Here is a 21,812-nt window from a genome sequence, read left to right as displayed (position 1 = left end):
ATACGTGGAAGGTCTCGAAGCTGCCACCGCCGCCGGGTGGCGGCAAGGCCGATCGCAATCTCTACCGGATCTTCGCCGACCGCGCGGGCACGCTGTTCGTTGCGGCCGAGCAGGGCGTGGTGCTGCGCTCGCGCGACAGTGGCGTCACGTGGGAATACCGGCAGACAGGCAACAAGGGCAGCCTGTGGACCGGCACGGCGAGCGCGGATGGCACGATCTTCGTCGGCGGTTTGCTCGGTCATCTGTATCGCAGTCGCGACGGCGGCGACACATGGGAGTCGATCGGTTCCGCTTCGACCGGCTCGATCACGGATCTCGTTGCATCGGGCAACCGGATACTGGGCGTTGGCCTTGACGGCTTCGTCATCAGCGGCACCAGTACCTCCGCGCGATTCACGGCAACGCAGCGCCCGGATCGGGCGGCGCTGACGGGCATGGCTCTCTCGGGTGCTGGCGGTGCGATCCTCCTGTCGAAGCAAGGCATTCTGCCGGCGGAGTGATTGGACACAGGCACGAAGGGACGAACGGACGGCGCTGTCCGTGCAACCTGGGCGTCCGGGCGGCACCCGATGAAAACGCCTATGCTGAATGTGTTGACGATCTTTTATTGTGGGATTATCGTAAATTCAACGCGGTAAATATCGCGAGCTATTTAAGTAAAATCCCCAAATACAGGATTACATAATCCATACAAGATCGGGGGTTTCCGGTGGCGATCCGTTTAGGAGCTCCCATGTCCGATGCAACGAATGACGACCGGACGTTCCGCCGAATCGGCTGGCGCGTCATCCCGTTTCTGTTCGCATGCTACGTGCTGAACTTCATCGACAGGGTCAACGTAGGCTTTGCGAAGCTGCAGTTTCTGCGCGACCTGCATTTCGACGAGTCTGTGTTCGGGATCGCAACGGCCTTTTTTCTCGTTGCGTACGCGATTTTCGAAGTGCCCAGCAATCTGCTTCTGACGAGGGTCGGTGTCGGCAGGACCTTGCGGCGAATCATGGTGCTCTGGGGCGCCTGTACCGCCCTGCAGATGTTCATGACGAGCGCTTTGCAACTGTACGTGCTGCGATTCATGCTCGGCGCCGCCGAAGCGGGGTTTTTTCCGGGGATGATCCTTTTCATGACTTACTGGTTCCCCGACCGGATCCGGGCCCGGGTCAACAGCATCCTGCTGTTGGCCGTCCCGATCGCGGGGATGCTGGGCGGCCCGCTGTCCGGCTGGATCATGTCGAACCTGCACGGCAGTCTCGGGTTGCGCGGATGGCAGTGGTTATTCGTGATCGAAGGACTTCCCGCGCTGGTCCTTGGCGTGCTGGCTCCTCTTCTCCTCAGCGATTCTCCGCAGCATGCGCGGTGGCTCACGCCGCAGGAAAAGGAGACCGTCCAGCGCGCGCTGCAGGCGGATATCGACGCTTCGGCAGCGACGCTTCACGCGAGCGCCCCGCTGCGAGACGTCTTTCGCGCGCCTCGTGTTCTGGTGCTGGCAGCTGTCTACTTCTGCATCTATATCGGTCTGACCGCCGTGACCTTCTGGCTGCCGACGATCTTGCGCGATGCGGGGGTGGCGAACCTGTCCACGATCGGCTGGATCGCAGGGCTTATCTCGCTGCTGACGATGGCCGGCAATCTCGCTATCGCGTACAGCTCCGACCGCTTCAACGATCGGCGTTGGCATGTTGCGGGCTGCGGGATTGTCGCTGCGGTTTGCCTGCTGGGTTTGTACGCCGCGTCGCACAGCGTCGCGGCCACGGTCGTGTTGCTCGCCGTGGCCCAAATGACGGCGTTCACGATGCCGATCGTCTTCTGGACCATCCCGGTCCGCATGCTTTCGGGCCGCTCCGCGGCGGTCGGCATTGCTTTTATCAGCATGACCGGGTCGATCGGCGGTGCACTCAGCTCGTGGCTGATCGGATCGATTTCGGCCCGCACGGGCTCGCCCTATGCCGCGATGTCGGCGGTGGCTGCCGTGCTGATGCTCGGCATGATGCTTCTGCTCGGCTGCGTGAAAGAGACGCAGCGCGACGCTACGGGGACCGCGGTCGGCGCCGCGGGATCGTAGCCGCATGGACCCGACTGTAAACGGTGAGACCGGTCATGAATCTTCGTGCTGAAACACGGCGCTTTTCGGATGTCTTCCTGCACTCGCAAGCCATTTCGAACTGGACGCAACGCTATGACCAGATCAGCCCCGGCTCCGCGAGCACAACGCTGCGCCAGATCGCCGGGCAGCGCTTTCACGTGTTTCATGAACGGATCAATCAGCGCGTGTTGCAGCAGGGTCTTGCACCGCGCAACCGGCTCTGCTTTGCATTGCCTGTCGTTCACACGGTTGCGCCGATCGTCCAGGGGAGGGCGGTCAGTTGTCCCAGCCTGTTGATGCTGCGCGGCGGCGACGAGTTCGTCGCGCATCTGCCATGCGATTCCGAGGTGATGGCGTTCACGTTCGAGAGTTCGCTCGTCGCGGAGCGCGAGCACATCGCACTCGCGAATCTGCCCGACCGGACACACATGCAACCAGTGCGCCCCTTGCTGCCCGCGCGCTATCGAGCGGCCATGGACGGCTTGCAGAGCTTGTTGACCCTGGCGCTGGATAGCGAATCGCTGATGGACCGCGATCGGTTCGTCGAGAAAGTACTGGCAGACGGCCTGATGGGCATTCTGCTCGAGCTTGTGCAACCCGATGAACTGGAAGACCACGCGCTGCCCCAGATGTCGACGCAGAGCTATATCGTCCGCAAGAGCCAGGAGATCGCAGCCGAAAGCAATGACGACGTCCTGACGGTGCTTGACCTCTGTCACCAGCTGAAAATCAGCCGCCGGACCCTGCAATACAGCTTTCAGAACATCGCGGGTGCGACGCCGACGGCGTATCTTCGATCGATTCGATTGAACGCTGTCCGCCGCTTCCTGATGACTACGCCGGGCACGGTCCGCATTGGCGATGTGGCGGCGCAATTCGGCTTCTGCCACTTCGGCCGGTTTTCCGCCTACTACCAGCAGCAGTTTCACGAATTGCCCTCGCAGACGCCGCGCGCCTGAAGCGCATCCTGCACGGGGCGCTCGGGTAACTCCTGGCTCGCCCGATGAGCACGGATTGCCAATAGCGGACAAGGCGGCGGATTGCGGCGCCGTACAGTGACCGGACTCCCGTTTTCAGGACTACCCATGAACGAACTTTCAAGCCGGCCCAGCGAGGGGCTTAGCAAGGACGCTGTCGGCCTGCCCCAGATCGTCTTTTTCGTCGTCGCCGCTGCCGCCCCGCTCACCGCCATGGTGGGTGCGACACCGGCGGCGTTTTCGCTGGGCAACGGCGCCGGGGTGCCTGGAGCCTTTGTGCTGGCGGGCGTGATGTATCTGATTTTCAGTATCGGCTACGCGGCGATGAGCCGTCATATCTCGAACGCCGGGGCGTTTTACGCGTATATCGCCAACGGCCTTGGCCGGCCGCCCGGCGTGGGCGGTGCCTTTATCGCGATCGTCGCCTATAACGCGGTGCAGATCGCGATCTACAGCATGTTCGGCTTCTTTCTCAACAACGGCATCCTGCAGCATTACGGGATCGATATTCCATGGTGGGTGTTCGCGCTGGCCTGCATCGCCGTCGTGCACTTCTGCGGCGCGCGGCATATCGAATTCAGTGGGCGGCTGCTCGGCATACTGATGATTTGCGAAATCGCCATCGTGATGGTGCTCGATCTCGCGATCGTCGCGAAAGGCGGTGGGCCTGGCGGTTTCAGCGCGAGGCCCTTCAGTCCCGCCGCGGTATTCAGCCCTGGACTGGGAACCGCGCTCGTGTTCGTCCTCGGGTCGTATATGGGCTTCGAGGCAACGGCCATCTTCTCGGAGGAGGCCCGCGACCCGAAGCGCACGATTCCGCGCGCCACCTATCTGGCCGTGTTGCTGATCATGGCGTTCTACGCGTTCTCCTCCTGGGCGATCGTCGAAGCGTGGGGAGAGAACCAGATCGTCGCGCAGGCCAACAAGGATCCGGCCAACCTGTGGTTTGCCGTGAGCGAACATCTGCTCGGCAAGGTCGCCACCGACGCGATGAACGTCCTGCTCGTGACGAGCCTCTTCGCCGCGATCCTGTCATTCCACAACACCATCACGCGCTATTTCTATGCGATGGGGCGTGAACGGGTGTTGTGGCGGAAGTTCGGCCATACGTGCCCGGTCTATCACTGCCCCGACGTCGCCGGCAAAGTGCAGACGTTCATCGCACTGACCGCAGTTGCGGGCTCGGCGGCGCTGCGCCTGGATCCGTTCGCGATCGTCTTCTCGTGGATGAGCGCCCTGGCGACGATCGGCATCATCGTCGTGCAGATACTCGTGGCGGGATCGGTCATTGCATTCTTCGCTCGCGATCATCGCGATGCCGGCATCGTGCATCGCCTGATCGCCCCGCTGATCAGCGTGATCGCGCTTGGAGCGTGCCTCGTGCTCGTCATTCGCAACCTTTCCGTCCTGAGCGGTTCGGACTCCAGGCTCGTCGCTCTGTTTCCGTATCTGGTGCTTGCGATCGGCGCATCAGGCGTCTGCGCCGCGTTGCGTCTGCGACGAAGAAATCCGGAGCACTACCGTGATCTCGGGCGTGCGGTTCAATGATCGCGGGCGGCCAATGTCTGTCGAAACCACCCCGATGCTGTTATATGCCGTCGCTGCCGTGCGGGTCGAACCCACTGGCGAGGCGGACTGGTTCGGCCGCTGCGCCGGTGCGCATGCCGCAATCATTTCCCTGTCCGAGGACGTGCTCGATATCGCCTTGCGGCTCCCGCAGGTATGGAACGTCGTGGAGAACGCGCGGCTGCGCGGCCTGCACGACGAAGCGGACATCATGGACGGCGACGCGCGATTCTCGAACGGCTTCGACGGCAGCGTCTTCGCGATCGTGGGGCGCGACGGCAGCAGCCGTTATGTTGCGCTGATGCAGGTGAATGCCGCCGAATCCGTGTTTTGCGAGCAGCGCCTCTTCGCGCGCGGTGCCGCGTTCGAGACCTGCATCCTCTGGTGACGCGGTGCTCAGGGAAAGCGCGTGCCGGACGGCACGCTATTCCCGGCTCCGCCAGCGGCGGCATGCGGCACCGCTGCGATGATCAGTTGTCCGAGGAAACCGGAGCGGCAGGGAAGGCCTTCTGGCCGATCAGCGTGGCCGCGGCGGATATCGCACCGCCCAACGCCGATTCGTTGAACAGCGCGTAGTGTTCCCGCGTGAAGACCAGCGTCACGCTCGACACGGCTTCGCCGTTTTCGCCGGACGGAATGGGCGCGGAGATGCCGACATGGCCCGCATGAAGCTCTTCGTGCGAGACCCAATACCCCTGCTGGATGATTTGCTGGCAATACCGCCACAACGTGGGCCAGTCGTCGGTCAGCGCCGGGTCCCCCGCCAGCAGATGCCGATCGAACAGACGCTTGAGACGGGCCCGGCTCATGGTCGCAATGATGACTTTCGACGAGGCGCCCTTCATCAGGGGCATCACCTGTCCACGGCTGAACCCGAGATTGAGCTGTTCGGCCCCGCTCTCGTGATGAACGTTGATGATCTGCTCGTCATACATCGTCGAGATCAGCCCCTCGCCGCCAGTGCTCCTCACGAGCTTCTGCAACTCCGGAATGCCCGCCTGCAGGAGCGGGTCCGATTCACGCATCTTGCGATCGAGATTGATGATTCTCGCGCCGAGCGAGTACAGGCCGTTCGCGTTGTTCAACAGTCCGGCTTCCGTCAGCTCCTTCACATATCGATAGCAGGTGGTGCGCGTGAAGCCCATCCCCTCGGCGATGGATTCCGCCGTCATCGACATCGCGGTGGAGGAGAACAGGTCAAGGATCGACAACATCCGGGTGAGACTCGACATAGCGTTTTCTATCGCTCTTCTCTATGCAGGTTGGTCAACGACCGGGCGCGGATTTGCGCACGGCTGGGCTTGGGTCGTCGCAAGCGGTCTGTCGACCCAGTCCCGCCTATCGGGATACGCGACGTTCAGCCCCGGATGATGCCTCGTTGCCGCTGTCCGGGAAAGACCCGGCGCGCCTGCGAGGTCATGAGCCGGCCTTGGCCGATGCTCGCCCGGCTGGCGGCGCCGGGTGTCGGCGGCGGCTTTCCGGTGCGGCTCGGTCATCTCAGTTTAAGCATGAAAATCCTGTTTTTAGGGATTTGCGATTCATCGTTTACCATTAATTTTCCGTTCGTGTGATTGACAATCCCCAAATACGGGATCAACATGACTTCATCAGATGCGGCGCGGTAGCGCGCCGTGCTGCCTCAAATCTGGACGAACCGATGCAAATGAACAATCCGACTCACGTGCGATCCGAGTCTGCCCGCGTTGAAACGACGGGTGCCGAACGCATGCTTCTGGCGGCGAGCGCCGCAGGCGCAGAAGTCTGTTTCGCGAACCCCGGCACGACCGAGATGCCGCTGGTTGCCGCGCTGGACGCCGTGCCCGGCATCCGGGCCGTGCTCGGCCTGTTCGAAGGGGTGTGCACGGGCGCTGCCGACGGCTATGGCCGCATGACCGGCAAGCCCGCGCTGACGCTGCTGCATCTCGGGCCCGGCTTCGCGAACGGCATTGCCAACCTGCACAACGCCAGGCGCGCGCGCACGCCGATCGTGAACATCGTCGGCGATCACGCCAGCTGGCACCTCAAGTACGACGCGCCGCTGACTTCCGATATTCACTCGCTGGCCAGGCCCGTTAGCGGCTGGGTGCGAACCGTCGCGGGCACGGCGGACATCGGGCGCGATACGCTCGACGCGTTCCAGGCTTCGCTGAAGGCGCCGGGCGGCATCTCCACCCTCGTTTTTCCGGTCGACTTCCAGCAGCAGCCGGCGACGAACCACGCGGACGAGCCGGCGCCGCTCCCGAACGCGCGCAGCTTCCAGGAAGCTCGCGTCGAGGCCGTCGAAGAAGCGCTGAAAGCGGGCAAGAACGTGGTGTTCCTGCTTGGCGGCGGCGCGCTGTCTGAACGCGGGCAGCAGGCGGCCAGCCGGATCGGGGCCGGCACCTCGGCGCGTTTTTTCAGCGAAACCTTTCCCGCGCGAACCGAGCGCGGCGGCGGCCTGCCGGACATCGACCGTCTGCCGTACTTCCCTGAGAAGGCGATCGAGCAGCTCGAAGCAGCGGACCTGGTCGTCCTGGTGGAAACGATCGCGCCGGTTGCGTATTTCGGCTACGAGGGTTTGCCGAGCCTGCTCGTCGACGAGCGCAGATTGTTGACGCTGGCCGACGTCGCGGAGAGCGGCGAGGGCGCACTCGAGCGATTGGCGCAGGCGGTCGGCGAGCATGCGTCCGATGCCGGTGTGCCAACCCGGCAATATGCGATTCCCGATAGCGCGCTCGACCCGGTTCTCGTCGGCAAGGTGCTGTCGAACGAGCTGCCCGACAAGGCCATCGTATCGGTCGAGGGCGGGACGTGCGGTTACCCCTTCGTGACGGCGTCCGCAGCCGCGGCGCGCCACACGATCCTCACGAACACGGGCGGCGCGATCGGGCAAGGATTGCCCGTGGCGCTCGGCGCCGCGATCGCGTGCCCGCAACGCCGCGTGTTCGCGCTGCAATCCGACGGCAGCGCGCAGTACACGATCCAGTCATTGTGGACGATGGCGCGCGAGCGTTTGCCCGTCGTCATCCTGATCACCTCGAATCGCCGCTACGGGATTCTGCAAACGGAGTTGCGTCGAGCGGGAAGCACCGGGTTCGGCCCGCAAGCGCGCGCGCTCACGGAACTCGACGACCCCGCGTTCGATTGGGCAGGGCTTGCAGCCGGATACGGCGTACCTGCCGTGCGCGCCGCAACCACCCGCGAACTGGAGGCTGCACTTGGCGAAGCAATCGGCCACGCGAGCGGTCCGTTCCTGATCGAAATGGCGCTCGCGTGAGCGCTGCCCACGAGCACACTGATTCGGTATATCGACATGTCGACTAGCGAGAACCACTGGAGCAATCTTGTCGGCGAAGCGGCGCGCCGCTTCGCGTTGCGCCGGCACCGACTTTTTATCGATGGTGTGTGGCGTGACCCCGCCGAGGGCGCAACGTTCGAAACGTTCGATCCGTCGAGCGGCACGGTTATTACGAGCGTCGCCGATGCGGGGCCGGTGGACGTCGATGCGGCGGTCCGCGCCGCGCGTGCGGCGTTCGAGTCTTCCGCCTGGAAAAGGATGACGCCGGTCGATCGTGGACGCTTGCTCAATCGCCTGGCAGACCTGATCGAATCCAATGCGCAGGAGCTCGCGGAACTGGAGTCGCTCGATAACGGCAAGCCGCTTTCCGCCGCGCTGAACGGCGACGTCCCCGGTACCGCGAAGCTGTTCCGCTACTTCGCGGGCTGGCCGAGCAAGCTCGAAGGCGCCACGATCCCTGTGTCGCCGAGCGGAGGGCGGCAGTTCCTGAACTACACGCGCAGCGAGCCTGTCGGCGTCTGCGGGCTCATCGTGCCGTGGAATTTCCCGTTGTCGATGGCTGCGTGGAAGCTGGCCCCCGCACTGGCGGCCGGGTGCGGCTGCATCCTGAAACCCGCCGAGCAGACGCCGCTCACTGCGCTGAGACTAGCCGAGCTGATCGCCGAGGCGGGCTTTCCCGCCGGTATCGTGAACGTGCTGACGGGGCGTGGCGCGACAGCGGGCGCCGCGCTCGTGGATCACCCGGGCGTCGACAAGATCGCCTTCACCGGCTCGACCCAGGTGGGCAAGCAGATCGCGAGGAAATGCGCCGATTCGCTCAAGCGGGTCACGCTCGAACTGGGTGGGAAGTCGCCCAACATCATCCTGCCGGATGCCGATCCGGCGGACGTCGCCGACGCCGCCGCAACCGCGATCTTCTATAACCAGGGGCAGGTCTGCACCGCGGGCTCGCGGCTCTACATCCACAAGAAGCACTTCGATCGCGTGATCGCGGACGTTGCTGCCAAAGCCCAATCCATCAGGATTGGACCGGGGCTCGAAGCCGGCACGCAGATGGGGCCGCTCGTCTCGTCGCTTCAGCATCAGCGTGTGAGCGACTACGTGGAGATCGGCCGCAGCGAAGGCGGCACGACCGTCACGGGTGGCGCCCGTCCGCAAGACAGGCCCGACGGGTATTTCTTCGAACCCACCGTCTTCGTCGACGCCGGCGATAGCGCGCGTGTCGTCAAGGAGGAGATCTTCGGTCCCGTGTTGACCGCGATGCCTTGGAACGATATCGACGACCTGGTGAGCCGCGCCAACGATTCCCCGTTTGGCCTCGCCGCGGGCGTATGGACTCGCGACGTGAAAGACGCGCATCGGATTGCCGCGCGACTGAAGGCGGGCACCGTCTGGGTGAACTGCTACAACGTGACGGATCCGGCGTCGCCGTTCGGCGGTTTCAAGGAATCGGGCTGGGGACGCGAGCTTGGCCGCAAAGGCCTGGAAAACTATCTGGAAACAAAGAGTGTTTGGGTCAATCTGGATTGAGTACGGAGCATAAAAATGGATTTGGGACTGAGAGGTCAGGTGGCGTTTATCACCGGCGGCAGCATGGGCATCGGTAAAGCGATTGCCGAGCAACTGGCCAGCGAGGGCGTCAACGTCGTGCTTGCCGCACGACGCATGCAGCACCTCGAAGCGGCAGCCGCCGATATTCGTTCGCGCTTGCCCGCGGCTTCAGGCGAGCTCGCCTGTATTTCGGTCGATACGTCCAGCACGGCGTCGGTCGAGGCGGGTGTCGATGAAGCGGTGAAGCGGTTCGGGCGGATCGATATCCTGATCAACGGCGCGGCGCATCCCGGCGGTCTCGTGCGCTCGGAGCTCGAAGATGCCGACGCGGACGGTCTGCTCAAGGACATCGACATCAAGGTCGTGGGCTATTTCCGCTGCGCGAAGGCCGTTGCACCGATCATGAAGAGTCAGAAGTACGGCCGCATCCTGAACATCGGCGGGTTGACCGGGCGCGGCAGCAAGCAGCTCTCGGGCATGCGCAACGTGGCGATCGTGCATATGACCAAGGTGCTGTCCGATCAACTGGGTCCGTTCAACATCACCGTCAATACGATTCATCCGGGTGTCGTCGAAACGCCGCATATCCACGAGCTCTACGAAAAGGAAGCCGCGAAGCAGGGACTGACGGCGGAGCAGGTGGAACAGAACTACATCAAGGTCACACCCATTCGCCGGGTGCTTCAACCGGAAGAAATGGCGTGGATTGCCACGTTCATGACCTCGCCGAAGGCGGGTGCGATCACGGGAGAATCGCTCGGTGCAGACGGCGGCATCACGCGCGGCATCTTTCTCTAACTGGGAGTAGTCAGTGAAGAAAACCATTCTTGTAGCGACAGCTGGTCAAGGCATACTTCGCAGTGCAGATAATGGGAAATCGTGGAGGCGCCTCGATCTTGATCAGGATATCGAGTTCGACGGAGTGGTGCGCAGTCTCGCGGTGCACCCGCTCGACCCGTTCGTGGTGTTCGCCGGCGCCGACGTTGGCCTTTGCAGGAGTACCGACGGTGGCGTGAACTGGAAACGGATCGATTCGATCCTGAATGGCCAGACCGTCTGGTCCATCTGTTTCGACCCGAACAACCTGGACCATATGCTCTGCGGCACGGGTGCGCCTTCGCGTGCGGGCTTCTTCCGTTCGACGGACGGCGGCGAGAGCTGGACGAAGCTGCCTCCGGAAATTCCGGAGCATTGCGCCGGCGTCAGCAAACCGCGTGTGCTGACCTGCGCGATCGACCCTTCGAATTCACGCCATCTGTGGTTCGGCATCGAGGAGGGCGGACTTTTTCGCAGCCGGGATGCAGGCGACACCTGGGAGCGTCTGGACGGCCAGCCTGGCGGAGTCGGCAATTCCGATATCCATTGCGTCACGTTCATTCCGGGGCCGCCGCAAACGCTGCTCGTCGTGGTCGTCAATGCGATCTATGTCTCGAAAGACGACGGAAAGACGTGGAAGGGTTTCCACGCGAGGCAGGAATGGACGCTGCGCTATGCGCGCACGGTCCGTGTCCGGCCGAAGAGCAATGACGCGTTCCTGGTGATTGGGGATTCCACTCCCGGGCACACGAGCAAGGTGCTGAAATCGTCGGATCTCGGCGAGTCCTGGTCTGAAGTGCCGTTGACGCAAACTCCGAACTCCGCGTTCTGGGCCGTGGGTGTCAACGAGGCGGATCCGCAACTGATGTTCGCCGGTTCGAAATACGGCCATCTGTTCCGCACGGAGGACGGCGGTCAGACGTGGTTCAAGGAGTGGCGCGAGTTCAGCGAGATCACCGACGTGACGTGGACGCCGGTGCTGACCGTCGACAATCCTCCTCAACATCACTGAGGCCAGGGATGGAAAAACCTAACGTCAAACGGACGCATATCTCGCTCTACGTTCGCGATCCTGTCGCTTCGGGGAAATGGTACGCGGAAGTGCTCGGTATGGAGGAGACCGCCCGCGGCGAGGAATGGGTGTTCATGTCCTTCGGTACGAAGCATCACGATATCGCGCTGATCCGCACTGACGAGGTCAATCCGCCGATCAAGCGCGGCCTGCAGCATTACGGTCTCGAGATCGGGGACGACGTGAGCTATCTGCGGCGTCTGTACGGAATGCTGCTGCGCAAGAACGTCGAGGTCGTCAAGACGACCGACCACAAGGTCGGCTACGGCTTGTATTTCAACGATCCGGACGGCAATCGGCTGGAGTTCTTCTGCGATCTCTGCACCGACGACGTCGAGGGTAAGCGCCTTCTCAACCAGTACCACGCGCCAAGCGACCCAATCGATCTTCAACCTCTCTTCGACTGACGTCGATCAACCGGTATCCAGTGATGAAAACATCTCCCAATTTCGAAGGCTTCCAGATCCGCAAGTGGTATTCGAATATCGAAGACACGCTGACCAATGAAAATGGCCGCCAAGCCGATGGCGCGCCCCTGCGCAAGATCGTCATCGCCGCGGCGATTCTCAATCCGTTCGCCGGCCGCAGTGTGGACGACCTGAGCGAAGTGGTGAACGCGTCGCCGGCGCTCGGTCATGAATTCGCGCGGCGTATCCGGCAGATTCTCGGCGACGACAAGGTGGAGAGCTACGGCAAGGCCTGCATCGTCGGTGCCGACGGCGAGTACGAACACGGTAACGCCTTCCTGACGAGCGTATTCGCCGATCCGGTTCGCGATGCCGTTGGCGGCGGCAAGGCCTGGGTCCCGTCAACAGGCAAGCGCGGCGGCGTCAACACGGTGATCGATATCCCGCTCGCGCACAAGGATGCGCTATACGTGCGCTCGCACTACGACACCGTCTCGACGATGTTCGCCGATGCGCCGAATCCGGACGAGGTGGTCATCGCATTCGCCTTCGCTTCGCGAGGCCGCCTGCATGCGCGGCTCGGCGGCATCAAGAGCGCGGAAATCAAAGGCCAGGACGGCCTGCATTGACGGCGGGCAATAACAGGCCATCCATCATGAGCGAGTGTCGAACGAGCCAGGGCGAATTCCGCAGCGGGGCACTAAACCTGCGCTATGTCGAATGGGGAGCGAAAGACGCACCCCCGGCGATTCTGCTCCATGGACTGCGAAGCTATGCGATGACGTGGGAGCCGGTGGCGCGGTTCTTCGCGAGCGGCTTTCGCCTGATCGCACTCGATCAGCGCGGGCGCGGAGACAGCGACTGGGATCCTGAGCGCAACTATTTCACGTCGGCCTATGTAGAGGATCTCGAGGCGCTGGTGGCCCACCTCCGTCTCGAACGCTTCATTCTGGTCGGGCACTCGCTCGGGGGCACCAACGCCCTCGTCTATACCGCGCGCCATCCCGAGAAAGTCAGCGCATTGGTGGTCGAAGACATCGGGCCAGGTTCGTCGAGTTCGACCGAAGGTGCGAAACGTATCGTGCGCGAAATCGAGTCGACTCCATCGCGTTTTGACGACTGGGATAGTGCACGGCAGTTCTGGAGAGACAAACGCCCCAACATTTCGGAGGATGCGTTGAACTCCCGTCTCAGGTACACGCTGAAAGCGCGCGAAGACGGGAGCGTGGTCTGGAAATACGACGCCGACGGCATCGGGCATGCACGAATGGAACTCGCGCGGCGACCCGAGTTGGGGGTCGACCTGTGGCCCGTTGTCGATGCGCTGCGTTGCCCGACGCTGTTCATCCGCGGTTCGCAATCGGATTTCCTGTCGAGTTCGACGGTGCAGGAGATGGGCCGCCGCAATCCGAACATTGCGTGGCGTGAAGTCAGCAACGCAGGGCATTACGTTCACGACGACAATAGCGCCGGTTTCGTCGTCGCGCTTGGGGACTTCCTGCGGAAGCTGAACGTCGGGCAAACAGATTGACTTCAGAGATCATGGAAAAGATACGTACCAGCGTGGCGATCGTCGGCGCCGGACCCGTTGGATGCACCGTCGCGAATCTGCTCGGCGTGTACGGCATCGACGCCATCCTGATCGATCGCAGCGAGGAGATCCTGCCGTACCCGCGCGCCGTGGGCATGGATGACGAAGCGTTGCGTGTCTTTCAGATCGCGGGTGTTGCCGAAGCGTTGCTCGACGACGTCATCCAGAACGTGTCGCTTCGGATGTTTACCGCGAAGGGCGACATGTTTGCCGATATCCGTCCCGAGACGCGCGAATACGGTTGGTATCGTCGCAATATCTTCATGCAGCAGCTGGCCGAAGCCACGCTGCGCGAACATCTGGCGAACTACCCGCACGTGAGGATGCGTCTCGGAGCGGAAGTCTCGGCTCTTCGCCAGGACAGACAGGGTGTGACGTTGACGGTGACCGACCGCGATGGCGTGCAACGCGCAATCGAGGCGCAATACTGCGTTGCTGCCGATGGCGGTCGCAGCACGCTTCGAGAGCTTGTCGGCGTCACGCTGGTCGGCAATACCCATCCGATCAAATGGCTGGTCGTCGACGTCCGCCATGCCGGGCTGGATGCGCCGTACACCGCGCTGCATTGCAATCCGCGCCGTCCGAACGTCTGTATTCATCTGCCGTTCGGGTACCGTCGCTGGGAGTTCATGGTCTTTCCGCACGAGGACGCGGATCGTCTGGTCGAGACGGCATCGGTCAAAGACCTGATTGCACCCTACGTCAAGAACACCGACGACCTCGAGTTGGTGCGCGCGCGAATTTACACGCATCACTCGCGAGTGGCCGACCGTTTCGTCGTGGGCCGTACCCTGTTCGCAGGCGACGCTGCCCACCTCAGTCCGCCATGGATCGGCCAAGGTCTGAATCTTGGGCTGAGAGACGCAGGCAACATCGCATGGAAGCTCGCGGCGGTCGTCAAAGGCCAGATGGATGCGGGGATCCTCGCGAGTTACGAGGCAGAACGGCGCGACCACGCGAAGGCGATGATCGACCTGGCGGATACGTTCGGCCGGGTCCTCATGCCGACAAGCAGCGTCAAGGCGTTTTTCCGTGATGTGTTCTTCAAGTCGATCGGCTCGCTGAATGCCGTACGCAACTACGTACTGCAGATGAAGTTCAAGCCAATGCCGCGCTATGACCGGGGACTGGTGGTTGACGCTTCACCCGGTGTAGCCCACACGGCCGTCGGTCGCATGTTCATCCAGCCAGATGTCGAAGTCGGGTTCCGGAAAAAGCAGAAGCTCGATGACGTCCTGGGTTCATGGTTCGCCGTCGTTGGCTGGCGTACCGATCCGTACGAATCGCTGGATGCGCAAACGCGGACGTTCTGGGAGTCTCAAAACGCGGTTTTCGTGCGCGTGGAGCGTTCGCGCAGCGGCGCTTCGCGATACGACCGACTGCGCGGATCCGCGACGACCGTTTGCGTCGAGGATCTCGAAAATGCGCTGGAGCCGTGGTTCCAGCAGCAGGGACACAGCATTGCGATCATCCGCCCCGACCGTTACGTGGCAGCCCTTGCAGATCCGTCTTCGTTTGCCGGCGTGACGCGCGCATTCGCTGCGAAGGTGCGATGCACCGAACATGAACTGGAGGAAGCATAGTGATACTCGAAGAACGCCGCTACACGCTGGTACCAGGGGGCGTGCCGCAATATCTGACGCAGTATGAGGAGCTGGGGCGCGAACCGCAGGAACGCCATCTCGGGACAATGGTTGGCTGCTTCCAGTCGGAAGTTGGCGAACTGAACCAGATCGTTTTTCTGTGGCGGTATGAAAGCCTGGCCGACCGGGATGCGCGCCGCGCTGCGCTCATGGCGGACGAGCAGTTCACAGCATTCAGAAAGAGCGTCCGTAGTCTGCTCGTGCAGCAAAAAAATTGCATTCTCAAAGCTGTCGTCTTTCCAGCGACGAGACGATGACGCGAGAAAACACGGAGACCGAACACATGCGGTTGAACAATTCCAGCCTTTTGCGAAGCGACGCCTTTATCGCTGGCGAGTGGCGAGCCGCGAACGGGAGAGGCACGATCCCCGTCACTAACCCGGCGACGGGAGCTGTCGTCGGGACGGTGCCGCGGTTCGGCGTCACCGAAACACAGGAGGCTATCGTTGCGGCCGACCAGGCAGCGAACGCATGGCGCAAGACGCCTGCGAAGGTGCGTTCAGGCATCCTGCGCCGGTGGTATGAGCTGATGATCGAGAATGCCGATGATCTTGCCATGATCATGACGGCCGAGCAGGGGAAACCGTTGAACGAGGCACTCGGTGAAGTGCGGTACGCGGCCGCGTACCTCGAGTGGTATGCGGAGGAAGCAAAGCGTATTGACGGAAGCGTGATAGCTGGGCCGTCTCCCGACAAACGGATTCTCGTCACCCGCGAGCCGGTCGGCGTGTGCGCGGCGATCACGCCCTGGAATTTCCCGCTCGCCATGATCACGCGCAAGGTGGGACCGGCTTTGGCGGCGGGTTGCCCCGTCGTGGTCAAGCCGGCTTCGAAGACACCGCTTTCGGCATTGGCACTGGCTGATCTGGCGGAGCTTGCCGATGTGCCTCCAGGTGTTTTTTCAGTGGTCACGGGACCCGCGGGGGAAGTCGGCACGACGCTGGCGACGAGTCCTCTTGTCAAGAAGCTGTCTTTTACGGGCTCCACCGCGGTCGGTCGCACGCTGATGTCGCAGGCGGGGTCGACCGTCAAGAAAATCTCGATGGAGCTCGGGGGGAATGCCCCTTTCATTGTTTTCGACGATGCCGACATCGATGCGGCCGTCGAGGGGGCCGTTGCCAGCAAGTATCGCAATGCCGGGCAGACGTGCGTTTGCACGAATCGTTTCTACATTCAGGACGGCGTCTACGACGCGTTTGCCGAACGTCTGGTGGCAGCTGTCCAGACGCTAAAAGTTGGGAACGGCGCAGAGCATGGCGTGACACAAGGTCCGCTGGTCGACGCGTCCGCCGTCGAGAAGGTCAAGGAACATATCGAAGATGCGCTGGAGCACGGAGCCCAGGTTCTGTGCGGCGGCACGTCACACGCGTTGGGCGGAAATTTCTTTGAACCGACGGTGCTGTCGAACGCAACCAGAGCAATGAAGATTGCGCGCGAAGAGACGTTTGGTCCGGTCGCGGCGCTCTTCAGGTTCACATCGGAGGACGAGGTCATCGAGCTTGCCAACGATACCGAGTATGGCTTGGCGAGCTACCTCTACAGCCGGGACCTCGGTCGCACCTTCAGGGTGTCAGAGGCACTGGAGTACGGGATGGTGGGTGTCAATACCGGCTTGATTTCGAACGAGATGGCGCCGTTCGGTGGCGTAAAGCAATCGGGACTGGGCCGCGAAGGCTCGAAATTTGGAATCGATGACTATACGTCGCTGAAGTACACCTGCCTGGCTGGGCTGTGATTGCCTCTGGCTCGTTCCTCCAGGCGCACTGGCGGGAACGGGCGGGCAGCGTCACGCGCTGACCCGGAGCGCCCGATTCGTCACGGCCGCACACACCGGAACCCCGCATACACGTACTGGTAATGCGCCTGAAACCAGTTGCGGAACGTGGGCCGCAGCATGCACTGCGCGGTGCGGGCGGAACCGCCCTTGATCACGTAGTGCTGGCCGTCGAAGAAATTCGCCGAATAGCCGAGGTAGAACGGAAAGGCCTCGAAACCGGGCAACGCGTCGAACACCGTCGAGGTCCATTCCCAACCGTTGCCGTATTGGCCTTCGACGCCGCACGCGCTGACGTTGTGCGGATCCGCGTCGACCGGTTGCGGATCCCAGTAGCGGAAGTCCGCGTTGTCGGCGCTTGCATGCGGCGCGCCTTGCGCGGCGCGCTGCCACTGCGCCTCGGTCGGCAAGGACTTGCCCGCCCAGCGCGCGTACGCGCTCGCTTCCGCATGGCTCACGTACGCCGGCCAGTCGTCGGGCAGCGGAATCTCGGCGAACATCGTGCGCAGCGTCCAGTGGTCGCCATGCTGCGACCAGCCCGCCGGATGCTCGATCCGTTCGGCTTCCTTCCACGTCCAGTCGGCATCGGTCCAGTGTGCGCGCTCGCGATAGCCGCCGGCTTCGACGAACGCGCGGAATGCGCCGTTCGTGACCATATGGCGGTCGATCTCGAACGCCGGCACGTCCACGTCGAGCTTGCCGAACTCGTTGTCCCAGCCGAACAGGCCGTCCGCCTTCGGCATGCCGAGCACCGCGGAGCCGGCGGGCACGCGGACCATCGGCGTCGCGGCGCGCGCTTCGTTCGTGTTTCGCCGCGCGTCGGCGCGCTGGTTCGCATCGGCCGGCGCCTGCTTCTGTTCGATCGGCAGCTGATGCAGCATGTACGCGAGCGTTTCCGCATGCATCAGGCGGTGTTCGATCGCGACGTTCAGCAACTGCTCCTCGGAGCCCGTGACCATGCCCTGCGGCGTCAGGTCCAGCTCGGCGAGCGCGACGTCGATCTGCTCGCGTGCACGGCCGCCGTAGGCGCGCACGACGTCGAGCGACGGCCAGTCGGAAGGCTCGTCGGTCGGGAAGCCGCCGTCGACGGGATCGATGCCGAACGCGAACAGCTGGTCCAGTTCCGCCGAGATTTCAGGCAGATCGAACAGGCGCTGGTCGAACAGATTGCGGTCGAACGCTTCAAGATGGCCGATGTAGAACACGATCCGGTGCCGTTCGCGGATCGGCCGCTCGTAGAGGAATTCCGGCCTGACGATCGCAAAAAGCGCATCGGTGACGCGCCGGGCGTCGATCAGACGATTGATGAGCGGATGCAGCGGAGCGGGGTCGCGTTTCATTTCGCCGGCTCTCCATAGGGGCGGACACAAAACCGTACTGCTTCGCAGAACGCATGCCACGGCTGGCTAGCCGTGGTGGCCGACGCAGGCAGGCCGCTATGGGCCACAACGTCGGGTAACGCGTTGCCAGGTTCCCACAACGCGCGCAAAGAGAAACTATACCGCGCGCAGCGCTTCGGCGCAGACGAGGCGGACGGCCTTGCCCCGCAGTTCGATCAGGCGACGCCGTTGAAATCCTGACAGTGTCCGGCTCACCGTTTCTAGCGTGACACCGAGGTGGCTGCCCAGTTCTTCGCGGGTCATCCGCAGGCTGAATTCGGTGGCCGAGTAGCCGCGTTGCGCGTTGCGTTCGGACAGATCGAGCAGGAAGCGCGCGACGCGCTCGTCGGCGCTCATCGAGTCGTTCACCATCATCTGCGCTTCGACCCGCGCGATGTGCTCGCCGGCCAGCGCGAGGAGGCGCGCCTGCATCGTGTCGATGTCGCGGCACAGTTCCAGCAGCGGCGCGTACGGCACGATGCACACCGAGCTGTCTTCGAGCGCGATCGCGCTGCATGTGTGCGCGTTGCTGCCGAGGCCGTCGAGCCCGAGCGGCTCGCCGGCAATGCGCAGGCCAGTGACCTGCTCGCGGCCGTCGCGCTGGGTCATCACGGTCTTGATCGCGCCAGTGCGGATCGCGTACAGGTAACGGAACGGATCGCCGCCGCGGTAGAGCGCTTCGCCGCGCGTGACGGGGCGCGCGATGCAGATGACGGATTCGAGCCGCGGCAGCGTTTCGTTCGCGAGGCCGCGCGGCATGCAGAGCTGACGCATCGAGCAGCTCGAGCAGCGGTCCTGGGTGATGGCGCCGCGGACGTGTGCGAGGGGTGCGCGGCGGCGCTTGGTGCGAGGCGCCAGGGTAACGGGATTCAACATATCGGGCGCGCGGGAAGAGGCATAGGGATTGTTCCATAGCGCGCCGCGCACGAACGGGCGGCAAATCGCCGCGCTTGCTCCTGCCGATGCGCTGGGACTTGATCGCATCGGCATTTGCGAGCGCGAAGATGTCAATCCAGCGCTTGTCAAATTTCGCCGATCGGAGTTCACCGTGTAAAAATCAATGGCGACAGGCCATTGACGGCCAGTCGTGTGGCGCGATGTGATACTTTCTGGCTGTAGTTGCGATGGTTTGCCTTACAATTAAGACCAATTCAGACAATCAGACAGGCGCCCTGCCAAACAATGAACGAACGGAAGCCATCAGGCCTGCCGGACCGGATCTATAGCGACATCCTCAACCGGATACTCGAAGGCGAATACAAGGAAGGCGAGCGGCTGCCCACCGAGCACGCGCTCGCGGAACGCTTCGACACGTCGCGGCCCACGGTGCGCGAAGCGCTCGCGCGGCTACGCGCCGACGGCATCATCGTCACGCGGCACGGCTCGGGCACCACGGTCGCGCGCCGGCCCGACCCGGACGTGCGCCGCTTCGCGCCGCTCGAGACGTTGTCCGATATCCGCCGCTGCTACGAGTTCCGCATCGTGATCGAGTCGGGCGCCGCGGCGCTCGCTGCGCAGAAAGCCGAGCCGGACGACATCGCCGCAATCGAGCACGCGTGGAACGAGCTCGAGCGGATCATCGAGACCCAGGGCATCGGCGCGAAGGACGACTTCATGTTTCACCTCGCCGTTGCGCGCGCATCGAAGAACCAGTTCTTCATCACGGTGATGTCGTTCATCGAAGAGCAGATCGTGTTCAGCATGAACCTGTCGCGCAATCTGTCGCTCGTGAAGACGCTGGAGCGGCAACGGCTCGTGCAGGCCGAGCATCGCGAAGTGATGGAGGCCGTGCGTCGCAAGGACGCGGCCGCCGCTTCGCAGGCCATGCGCGACCACCTGGAAAACGCGCTCGAGCGGATGTTCGGCTCCTGACCGCGCGCCTGGCCGGCTGGCCGCCTGGTCGTTGTCTCCGCCGCTGGCTGCGATACGCGCTGGCGCAGGGTCCTGTCGTCATTGTCGTGTATGGTGAGCGTTGCCGTAGCGCGACTTTCCGCAAGCGCGGCCGCCGTCTTCCGTTTTCCCTGATCCCGCGGCCTCGCGCCGATTCGTTGCGAATCCCGTCTTGAACGCTTCCCGTCCTCTGCCTTTCCGCGATGCCCTGCTGGCCATGCTCGGCATCGGCCTCGTCAACATGCTGGTCGCGCTCGACCAGACGGTGGTCAGTACCGCACTGCCGTCGATCGTCTCCGAACTGCGCGGCTTCGAGTACTACGCGTGGATCGCGAGCGCGTATCTGCTGGCGTCGGTCGTCACGGTGCCGGTATTCGGGCGCCTCGGCGACTATTTCGGCCGCAAGCAGTTCGTGATCGCCGCGGTAATCGTGTTCACGCTCGCGTCGGTGCTATGCGGCGTCGCGACCAGCATGCCGTTTCTGGTGATCGCGCGCGGCTTGCAAGGCGTGGGCGGCGGCATGATGGTGGGCACCGCGTTCGCGTCGATTCCGGATCTGTTCCCGGACCCGCGCGCCCGTGTGCGCTGGCAGGTCGTGATGGCGGCGGCATACGGCATCGGCACCGCGGCGGGGCCGTCGCTGGGTGGCTGGCTGAGCCAGCATTTCGGCTGGCGCTCCACCTTTCTCGTCAATCTGCCGGTGGGCGCGCTCGCGCTGTATTTCATCTATGCGCATCTGCCGTCCATCCGCCACGCGCGCAGCGGCGCGGTGCGCATCGACTGGACCGGCGCGGCGCTTGTCGCGGTCGTGCTGGGCGGCTTTCAGGCCTTCATCGAGGCGGTGCCGAAGGATGGCTTCACGACCGCGAACCTGGTGCTCGCGGTCGTGATCTTCGTGTGCTTCGCAGCGCTGCTGATGTGCGAGCGTCGCGCGACGCATCCGATGGTACCGCTCGATCTGTTCCGCGACGGTCAGCTCGTCACGCTGTTCACTTTGTCGACGCTGTCGGGCTTCGTGATGTTCTCGCTCATTTTCTTCGCGCCGCTGCTGCTGCAGGGCGGCTTCGGCCTGTCGCCGCAGGAGGCCGGCCTGCTCGCGACGCCGATCGCCGCGTGCATCGCGCTCGGCAGCGTGATCAACACGCGCATCGTGATTCATCTGCCGCGGCCCACGCTGATCCTGTCGATCGGTTTCACGCTGCTCGTGGTGGCGTCGCTCGGTCTCGCGTTCGCGACGCAGGCCACGTCGCACCTCGCGCTCGAACTGGCGATGGGCGCGGTGGGCATCGGGCTCGGCTTCATCCTGAACAACCTGAACGTGTTCGGCCAGGAGATTGCCGGCCGCGAACGCTTCGGCATCACCACCGCGCTGCTGCAATCCACGCGGATGGTGGGCGGCATGCTGGGCACGAGCGTGGTGGCGACGATCGTGAACCGGCGCTACGCGTCGGGTGTCGGCGATGCGCTCCGCGTGCTGGGCGCGCCGGTTGCCGCGAAATGGCAGCCGGTGCTCGAAGATCCGCGCATCCTGATCGACCCATCGTTGCGCGATCACACACTGGCGCAGTTGTCCGCCGCGGGGCTGGACGGCCCGGCGCTCGTCGAAGCGGCGCGCCAGGTGCTCGTGCAGTCGATTCACATCGGCGTCGGGCTGACCGGCTGCGCCGCGCTCGCCGCCGCGCTGATGGTGCGGCGGATCGCGCACATCACGTTCCACAAGCACTAGCCGCGACGGCTGGCGCAGGCAATCCGCAGCGGCTGGCGGCACGCGTACTGATCACGCGCCGGC

The 21,812-nt window shown here is 63.5% G+C and carries 21 protein-coding genes; 18 read left to right on the top strand and 3 right to left on the bottom strand.

Annotation, left to right across the window (positions count from 1 at the left end; all coding sequences use genetic code 11):
- The 5 genes from DVS29_RS37435 to DVS29_RS27280 form a co-directional block, all read left to right on the top strand.
- On the top strand, window positions 1-500 hold a 500-nt coding region (locus tag DVS29_RS37435), incomplete at its 5' end, for a WD40/YVTN/BNR-like repeat-containing protein (protein WP_164707998.1).
- 233 nt (window positions 501-733) lie between these two features.
- Window positions 734-2,059, top strand: a complete 1,326-nt coding sequence (locus DVS29_RS27295) for an MFS transporter (protein ID WP_118183645.1) — start codon at window positions 734-736, stop codon at window positions 2,057-2,059.
- 35 nt (window positions 2,060-2,094) lie between these two features.
- Entirely contained in the window at window positions 2,095-3,039 is a 945-nt protein-coding gene (locus tag DVS29_RS27290) for a helix-turn-helix domain-containing protein (RefSeq protein WP_118183644.1), read from the top strand.
- Between the two features lie 126 nt (window positions 3,040-3,165).
- On the top strand, window positions 3,166-4,605 hold the full coding sequence (locus tag DVS29_RS27285; RefSeq protein WP_118183643.1) for an APC family permease: 1,440 nt from the start codon (window positions 3,166-3,168) through the stop codon (window positions 4,603-4,605).
- A complete protein-coding gene (locus DVS29_RS27280) occupies window positions 4,580-5,011 on the top strand; it encodes a hypothetical protein (protein ID WP_124800723.1) in 432 nt (143 codons plus the stop codon). Before DVS29_RS27285 ends, DVS29_RS27280 begins: the two co-directional genes overlap by 26 nt.
- 82 nt (window positions 5,012-5,093) lie before the next feature.
- Here the strand turns inward: DVS29_RS27280 and DVS29_RS27275 are convergent, their stop codons facing one another.
- The gene (locus DVS29_RS27275; protein ID WP_118183641.1) at window positions 5,094-5,855 is read right to left on the bottom strand and encodes an IclR family transcriptional regulator; all 762 of its coding nucleotides are present in this window, start codon (window positions 5,853-5,855) and stop codon (window positions 5,094-5,096) included.
- Between the two features lie 204 nt (window positions 5,856-6,059).
- On the opposite strand from DVS29_RS27275, the gene DVS29_RS38190 reads away from it, so the two are divergent.
- The 11 genes from DVS29_RS38190 to DVS29_RS27225 all read left to right on the top strand — a co-directional run bounded on the left by DVS29_RS38190 (window position 6,060) and on the right by DVS29_RS27225 (window position 16,715).
- Entirely contained in the window at window positions 6,060-6,194 is a 135-nt protein-coding gene (locus DVS29_RS38190; protein WP_276314343.1) for a hypothetical protein, read from the top strand.
- 92 nt (window positions 6,195-6,286) lie between these two features.
- Window positions 6,287-7,879: an acetolactate synthase large subunit gene (locus DVS29_RS27270; RefSeq protein ID WP_118183640.1), complete on the top strand. Its 1,593-nt coding sequence runs from the start codon at window positions 6,287-6,289 to the stop codon at window positions 7,877-7,879.
- Between the two features lie 36 nt (window positions 7,880-7,915).
- Complete coding sequence (locus tag DVS29_RS27265) at window positions 7,916-9,430, top strand: aldehyde dehydrogenase family protein (protein ID WP_118183639.1); 1,515 nt, start codon at window positions 7,916-7,918, stop codon at window positions 9,428-9,430.
- A gap of 15 nt (window positions 9,431-9,445) precedes the next feature.
- Window positions 9,446-10,249 carry an SDR family NAD(P)-dependent oxidoreductase gene (locus DVS29_RS27260; protein WP_118183638.1) on the top strand — a complete coding sequence of 268 codons (804 nt, stop codon included), beginning with the start codon at window positions 9,446-9,448 and terminating at the stop codon, window positions 10,247-10,249.
- A 13-nt stretch (window positions 10,250-10,262) separates the two neighbouring features.
- Window positions 10,263-11,279: a WD40/YVTN/BNR-like repeat-containing protein gene (locus DVS29_RS27255; protein ID WP_118183637.1), complete on the top strand. Its 1,017-nt coding sequence runs from the start codon at window positions 10,263-10,265 to the stop codon at window positions 11,277-11,279.
- A gap of 8 nt (window positions 11,280-11,287) precedes the next feature.
- Entirely contained in the window at window positions 11,288-11,746 is a 459-nt protein-coding gene (locus DVS29_RS27250) for a VOC family protein (RefSeq protein ID WP_118183636.1), read from the top strand.
- Between the two features lie 23 nt (window positions 11,747-11,769).
- Window positions 11,770-12,375 (top strand): amino acid synthesis family protein, encoded by a 606-nt coding sequence (locus DVS29_RS27245; RefSeq protein ID WP_118183635.1) that lies wholly within the window; start codon window positions 11,770-11,772, stop codon window positions 12,373-12,375.
- 26 nt (window positions 12,376-12,401) lie between these two features.
- Window positions 12,402-13,277, top strand: coding sequence for an alpha/beta fold hydrolase (locus DVS29_RS27240; protein WP_118183634.1), 876 nt, complete (start codon window positions 12,402-12,404; stop codon window positions 13,275-13,277).
- Window positions 13,278-13,288: 11 nt separating this feature from the next.
- Complete coding sequence (locus DVS29_RS27235; protein ID WP_118183633.1) at window positions 13,289-14,920, top strand: bifunctional 3-(3-hydroxy-phenyl)propionate/3-hydroxycinnamic acid hydroxylase; 1,632 nt, start codon at window positions 13,289-13,291, stop codon at window positions 14,918-14,920.
- Entirely contained in the window at window positions 14,920-15,237 is a 318-nt protein-coding gene (locus DVS29_RS27230; protein WP_118183632.1) for an NIPSNAP family protein, read from the top strand. The genes DVS29_RS27235 and DVS29_RS27230 overlap by 1 nt, the downstream gene beginning before the upstream one ends.
- 26 nt (window positions 15,238-15,263) lie before the next feature.
- Complete coding sequence (locus DVS29_RS27225; protein WP_118183654.1) at window positions 15,264-16,715, top strand: NAD-dependent succinate-semialdehyde dehydrogenase; 1,452 nt, start codon at window positions 15,264-15,266, stop codon at window positions 16,713-16,715.
- 80 nt (window positions 16,716-16,795) lie between these two features.
- Here the strand turns inward: DVS29_RS27225 and DVS29_RS27220 are convergent, their stop codons facing one another.
- Together DVS29_RS27220 and DVS29_RS27215 are read right to left on the bottom strand one after the other, a co-directional pair.
- Complete coding sequence (locus DVS29_RS27220) at window positions 16,796-18,094, bottom strand: SUMF1/EgtB/PvdO family nonheme iron enzyme (RefSeq protein WP_118183631.1); 1,299 nt, start codon at window positions 18,092-18,094, stop codon at window positions 16,796-16,798.
- A gap of 156 nt (window positions 18,095-18,250) precedes the next feature.
- Window positions 18,251-18,907, bottom strand: coding sequence for a helix-turn-helix domain-containing protein (locus tag DVS29_RS27215; protein WP_118183630.1), 657 nt, complete (start codon window positions 18,905-18,907; stop codon window positions 18,251-18,253).
- Between the two features lie 408 nt (window positions 18,908-19,315).
- Between DVS29_RS27215 and DVS29_RS27210 the strand changes: the two genes are divergently transcribed.
- Window positions 19,316-20,005: a FadR/GntR family transcriptional regulator gene (locus tag DVS29_RS27210; RefSeq protein WP_118183629.1), complete on the top strand. Its 690-nt coding sequence runs from the start codon at window positions 19,316-19,318 to the stop codon at window positions 20,003-20,005.
- Between the two features lie 235 nt (window positions 20,006-20,240).
- Window positions 20,241-21,749 carry an MFS transporter gene (locus DVS29_RS27205; protein ID WP_118183628.1) on the top strand — a complete coding sequence of 503 codons (1,509 nt, stop codon included), beginning with the start codon at window positions 20,241-20,243 and terminating at the stop codon, window positions 21,747-21,749.
- The last annotated feature ends 63 nt before the right edge of the window (window positions 21,750-21,812 follow it).

The sequence above is a fragment of the Paraburkholderia phosphatilytica genome, assembly GCF_003443895.1.
Lineage (GTDB): Bacteria > Pseudomonadota > Gammaproteobacteria > Burkholderiales > Burkholderiaceae > Paraburkholderia > Paraburkholderia phosphatilytica.
Note: the sequence above shows the minus strand (reverse complement) of the source record. Positions and strands in the feature narration are given on the sequence as shown.

Excerpts from the sequence above, each read along its gene's own strand:
- DVS29_RS27250 (WP_118183636.1), top strand. The coding sequence starts at position 11,288 with ATGGAAAAACCTAACGTCAAACGGACGCATATCTCGCTCTACGTTCGC.
- DVS29_RS27205 (WP_118183628.1), top strand. The coding sequence starts at position 20,241 with ATGCTCGGCATCGGCCTCGTCAACATGCTGGTCGCGCTCGACCAGACG.
- DVS29_RS27220 (WP_118183631.1), bottom strand. The coding sequence starts at position 18,094 with ATGAAACGCGACCCCGCTCCGCTGCATCCGCTCATCAATCGTCTGATC.
- DVS29_RS27240 (WP_118183634.1), top strand. The coding sequence starts at position 12,402 with ATGAGCGAGTGTCGAACGAGCCAGGGCGAATTCCGCAGCGGGGCACTA.
- DVS29_RS27270 (WP_118183640.1), top strand. The coding sequence starts at position 6,287 with ATGAACAATCCGACTCACGTGCGATCCGAGTCTGCCCGCGTTGAAACG.
- DVS29_RS27295 (WP_118183645.1), top strand. The coding sequence starts at position 734 with ATGTCCGATGCAACGAATGACGACCGGACGTTCCGCCGAATCGGCTGG.
- DVS29_RS27285 (WP_118183643.1), top strand. The coding sequence starts at position 3,166 with ATGAACGAACTTTCAAGCCGGCCCAGCGAGGGGCTTAGCAAGGACGCT.
- DVS29_RS27260 (WP_118183638.1), top strand. The coding sequence starts at position 9,446 with ATGGATTTGGGACTGAGAGGTCAGGTGGCGTTTATCACCGGCGGCAGC.
- DVS29_RS27235 (WP_118183633.1), top strand. The coding sequence starts at position 13,289 with ATGGAAAAGATACGTACCAGCGTGGCGATCGTCGGCGCCGGACCCGTT.
- DVS29_RS27210 (WP_118183629.1), top strand. The coding sequence starts at position 19,316 with ATGAACGAACGGAAGCCATCAGGCCTGCCGGACCGGATCTATAGCGAC.
- DVS29_RS27265 (WP_118183639.1), top strand. The coding sequence starts at position 7,916 with ATGTCGACTAGCGAGAACCACTGGAGCAATCTTGTCGGCGAAGCGGCG.
- DVS29_RS38190 (WP_276314343.1), top strand. The coding sequence starts at position 6,060 with ATGCTCGCCCGGCTGGCGGCGCCGGGTGTCGGCGGCGGCTTTCCGGTG.
- DVS29_RS27275 (WP_118183641.1), bottom strand. The coding sequence starts at position 5,855 with ATGTCGAGTCTCACCCGGATGTTGTCGATCCTTGACCTGTTCTCCTCC.
- DVS29_RS27245 (WP_118183635.1), top strand. The coding sequence starts at position 11,770 with ATGAAAACATCTCCCAATTTCGAAGGCTTCCAGATCCGCAAGTGGTAT.
- DVS29_RS27225 (WP_118183654.1), top strand. The coding sequence starts at position 15,264 with ATGCGGTTGAACAATTCCAGCCTTTTGCGAAGCGACGCCTTTATCGCT.
- DVS29_RS27215 (WP_118183630.1), bottom strand. The coding sequence starts at position 18,907 with ATGCGTCAGCTCTGCATGCCGCGCGGCCTCGCGAACGAAACGCTGCCG.
- DVS29_RS27290 (WP_118183644.1), top strand. The coding sequence starts at position 2,095 with ATGAATCTTCGTGCTGAAACACGGCGCTTTTCGGATGTCTTCCTGCAC.